At 63.5% G+C, this 4209-nt stretch carries 5 protein-coding genes; all 5 read left to right on the top strand.

The features are described from left to right. The coding region (locus tag WC683_19890; protein MFA4974870.1) for an AAA family ATPase at positions 1–1364 on the top strand (1364 nt) is incomplete at its 5' end. A gap of 960 nt (positions 1365–2324) precedes the next feature. After that, a complete protein-coding gene (locus WC683_19885) occupies positions 2325–2501 on the top strand; it encodes a hypothetical protein (protein ID MFA4974869.1) in 177 nt (58 codons plus the stop codon). A 107-nt stretch (positions 2502–2608) separates the two neighbouring features. After that, positions 2609–2800 carry a hypothetical protein gene (locus tag WC683_19880; GenBank protein ID MFA4974868.1) on the top strand — a complete coding sequence of 64 codons (192 nt, stop codon included), beginning with the start codon at positions 2609–2611 and terminating at the stop codon, positions 2798–2800. A gap of 265 nt (positions 2801–3065) precedes the next feature. Next, entirely contained in the window at positions 3066–3284 is a 219-nt protein-coding gene (locus WC683_19875) for a helix-turn-helix domain-containing protein (protein ID MFA4974867.1), read from the top strand. Positions 3285–3369: 85 nt separating this feature from the next. Then, positions 3370–4209 (top strand): bifunctional DNA primase/polymerase (locus tag WC683_19870; GenBank protein MFA4974866.1); only part of this gene is annotated, 840 nt, incomplete at its 3' end.

Below are 4209 nucleotides of genomic sequence, written 5' to 3'. Positions count from 1 at the left end.
TTGTGGCCGCTGCCCAGGTCGCGGGGCTGGGGGAGCACGAGGCCCTGGCCACGTTCACCTCCGGCTGGGCAGCGGGGACCGCCAAGCCACGGCACGCGCCCCAGGACAGGCCCATGCCCGTGGCCGAGGCCGATGGGGGATGCCACGAGTGGACCGACGTGCTCGATGCCCCGGCTGGGGAGCGGACGGTGCAGGCCCCGGCGGCGTATGCGGCCACGATGCCGGACCAGGTGCAGGAACCAGGACCGGCGGCGGTGCAGGCCCGGTTCCAGGTAGTCGATAGCGCGCGCTGGCACGAGACGGAACCGCCCCCCATGAGGTGGCTCTTCGAAGGGATGATACCGAGCGGCGTCCTTGCCGGATTGACGGCGATGGGTGGCTCTGGCAAGAGCTGGCTGGCCCTGGAAATCAGCATGAGCCTGGCCGCTGGCGTCACCATCCTTCCCTCCTTCGCGCCCATGGGACCGGCCCCGGTGCTCGCTATCCTCGGCGAAGACGGAGAAGACGAAGTACATCGGCGGTATCGGCGTGTGCTCAGGGCATTCCCCACACTGGCAGATCGGGCGGACCTGATTGCCGAGAACCTTCACCTTGTATGCGGTGTTGCTGCCCCGCTGGCAGGCCACGACGCGGCTCGTGATGTTCGCGGCACTCAGGCCTATGCCGCGCTGCAGGAGCTGGTCGACGACTACGAACCGAGTCTGCTCGTTATCGATCCGAAAGCCCAGTTCTTCGGGCTGGATGAAAGCAGTAATGACGAGACGGTGCAATGGTACGGATTGCTCCGGCGGCTTCGTACTGATATGACGACGCTTGTCACCCAGCACGTGTCCAAAGCGAAGGAGAACTCCATGGACAGCGGCGCAAGCCGAGGTGCTTCGGCGAACCGGGATGACTGCCGCGCTATGCTCAACCTCGGCGTGATCTCCAAGGAGATCGCAACCGCTATAGCGGCGAAGGGCGAGTGCGTGAATGACTTCATCGCCATTGACCTGGTCAAGTCGAACTACAGCGCCCGGCTTCGTGCCCCTGTCCTTCTTCGGCGAATCCTGGACTCCCCCGGTTGCCCAGAGCACGAAACAATGGGCGGCGTTATGATGGAGGTGGCGGTCCCCAAGGTGGCGGGCGAGACCGAGGCGATGCACCTCGTGGCGGCCACCATCGGGACAAACCCGGAGAACTTGGGCAAGAATCAGATCGCCAGAGAGGACAGCGCAATCCGGTCTGCCCTCCTGGTCCAGGGGATCCGAGTGAAGGACATCGGGCGCCTGATAGATGCGGCGGTGGCGGCGAAGCTGCTTTACTACGACCCGGTGCCCGGCGCTGGCAAGCCCAAGCAGGTCCCGCGCAGGACGGAATCATGAGGGACCTTACCGCACGGGGGACCTTACCGCACGGACCGCACGGGACCCCGTGCGGTAAGTGGAAGTGCTTGTGCCGCAAGGGTTTACGAAGACGCTACCCTTACCGCACGGACCTTCTTACCGCACGCAGTCATAAGTCGTGTCATATCAAGGACTTAACCTTTCCGCACGACCGCACCCCTACGGGGGGAAAGATCCGTGCGGTAAGGGCACGGACTTCTTCCCCCGTAGCGTATCTGGGCCGGACAGGCCGCGCCGCTGGCTGGGGAGCGGATGGGAACCACGTAGTTCCTTGAGTTTCTGGAGCCTGTAAAAAGTGGGCGCGCGGTTCTACGGAATACGGGCATTTCCTTGGACCTCATAAAAGGCGTAGTTCCTTGAGTTTCTGGTGCCCCATAAAAAGGGGGGTGGTGTACCACACAAGTAGAAAAGGTACTCCTGGGGGGTACCGGGAGGCCTCTGCGCGCCATAACCCCGCCCTTCGCAGAGATAGTCCGTGCATATTCAATTAGGCAGCCTAACTATCCGCATGCGAACCGCCAGACCGCTTCCCAGGGGGGCGCTGGGGCGCAACGGCTTCGCGGGTGGCACTCCCTATCGACCCGGCACCCAAAAACGCCGCCACGGGCATCCTACGCATGATTCCCGGCGCTGACTGCGTACGGGTCACGAAGTGCCCCTCGATGTGGACGGACCCGGTATGACGGCAGAGGTGGGGAGCGGTTCACTCGACACGGGCATGTCGACTTCACGAGAGACACGTCTGAGGCCCCGAAATCGTACCTGGCGGACTTAGGGTGGACTTACGGCGCCCCTGCTGTGGTATGCGGACTTACGGCCCGGTTCACGAAGTGCCCGTAAACATTGGTGATTCGTGCGGTTCGTGGCGGACAAAGGCATGGGCAAAAACCGCCTAGCATAGGCAGTCTTGCAGATTCAGGCCCATCTTGGGCAAGGTACATGACCGGCCACGAGGTGCTCGACGCGGACACGACCGGTGCAGGCCCGGCCATACCGGGATGCCCCTGCTGGACGGCGGCCCCGTGGTGCCCCTGCTGGACGGCTGGCATCATGGTGGCGGTTCTGGTATCCTTGCCTGCACGGGTTGACCCGCGAAACCCGGCCAAAAGTCCTTAGGGCGTCATTACGGCGCTTCCGGCAGGCTGAAAGACAACCGCCCCGGAGATCGTTGAACCTAGGGCATTGTAGGAAGGCTTTTTCGGCGAGACCAGAGAGGAGCAGAGATGATCTACAGAGTGCAGTATGAGATGAGCGATGCACCCGTATCCCGGCGGCATCGGACCCTATCGGCGGCGGTGGCGGACATGGAGCGGTGCAGGAAGGCGGCATCGGCAGGCGGGGACACCCAACGTATCGGCATCGTTGATGAGGACGGTAACCCGGTGGACCTGACAAACCCAGACATAGACGAGTAGCACACCCCCCATCCCCCAGCACATCCGCCCGTTGACCTCGGTTGAGGTTGGCGGGCGGTGTTGTTTCTGCACACGTTGATCTTGACATTAGGCCCGTTGTCAGATCCGCTTTTGACCGCACATCCGCGCAACTCCCTATCAGTCATGCACTTACGCTTACGCCAGTATCGCCCAAGATTTGGTATTGACAGGCACATCTACTTGTGGTACAGTGATGAACAGAGCGCAGTGATAGGCACGGCGCAATCGTGAAAGGATCAAACCCATGAGTCCCGTTGAACTATTGAATGATCGTCAGGTGCATGAGATGACCGGTCTCGCCTGTATCTCGTTGCGGAGGGCCCGGTGCGAAGGCTGGCGAGAAGGCCACGCGGCGAACGACCTCCCCTACGTCAAGCTGGGAAGGAGTGTTCGGTACAAGCGCAGCGATGTTGAGGCTTGGATTGAACGGCACACCATCACGCCCATGCCCACAGAGAAGTAGTGAGGTACATGTAATGGCTGCTTGTGCATGTCACGAATGGACGGATATCGTTGAGTCCCCGCGTGAGGAACCGCCCCCGGTGCTGTTGACCGAGGCTTGGGCTGGGCAGCGGATGGGGTGGTGCTACTGCCCGCTCCCCGCTGGGGAGAAGGCTCCCCCACCGAGCGGCTGGACAACTGCGCCACGTTCGACAGAGGACGACCTCCCCGTTTGGGTAGAACAGCAAGGCCGGAACCTGGCCCTGCGTTGCGGCGAACCTTCGGGCGGTTTGATCGTCGTGGACGTGGACGCCTATAAAGGCGGTGTACTACCGGAGGGGGATTGGCCCGCTACGCCTGTCGTAGACACACCCGGCGGTGGGCAGCATCACTACTACAAGGTTCGCGGCGATGTGGCAATCAAGAACAGCGCTGGCGCGCTAGCACGCTCTGTCGATATCAAGACCACGCACGGCTATGTCGTGGCGGTGGGCTCGCGGCATCCGAACGGCGGGGTGTACTCCTGGCGGCCCGGACACAGCCCCGATGACGTGCCCGTTGCTGACCTGCCCCCATGGGTACTTGCCCGGCTGACCCGGCCCGAACCTGCACCACATCAGCCCGCTGCCCACCCCGGCCCGGCCCGGATGGACCCCTACATCGCGAAGGCGCTGGCGGACGAAGCCGAGCGAGTCAGGACCGCGCCAGAGGGACAGAGGAACAGTACACTGAACACGGCGGCTCACGCACTCGGAACGCTGGCGAGTCAGGGCATGGACCGGGAGGTAGCGCAGGCCGAACTTGTGGCCGCTGCCCAGGTCGCGGGGCTGGGGGAGCACGAGGCCCTGGCCACGTTCACCTCCGGCTGGGCAGCGGGGACCGCCAAGCCACGGCACGCGCCCCAGGACAGGCCCATGCCCGGGGAGCGGACGGTGCAGGCCCCGGCG

Source organism: bacterium, from assembly GCA_041648665.1.
In the GTDB taxonomy this organism is placed as follows: domain Bacteria; phylum UBA10199; class UBA10199; order 2-02-FULL-44-16; family JAAZCA01; genus JAFGMW01.
Note: the sequence above shows the minus strand (reverse complement) of the source record. Positions and strands in the feature narration are given on the sequence as shown.

Excerpts from the sequence above, each read along its gene's own strand:
- WC683_19880 (MFA4974868.1), top strand. The coding sequence starts at position 2,609 with ATGATCTACAGAGTGCAGTATGAGATGAGCGATGCACCCGTATCCCGG.
- WC683_19885 (MFA4974869.1), top strand. The coding sequence starts at position 2,325 with ATGACCGGCCACGAGGTGCTCGACGCGGACACGACCGGTGCAGGCCCG.
- WC683_19875 (MFA4974867.1), top strand. The coding sequence starts at position 3,066 with ATGAGTCCCGTTGAACTATTGAATGATCGTCAGGTGCATGAGATGACC.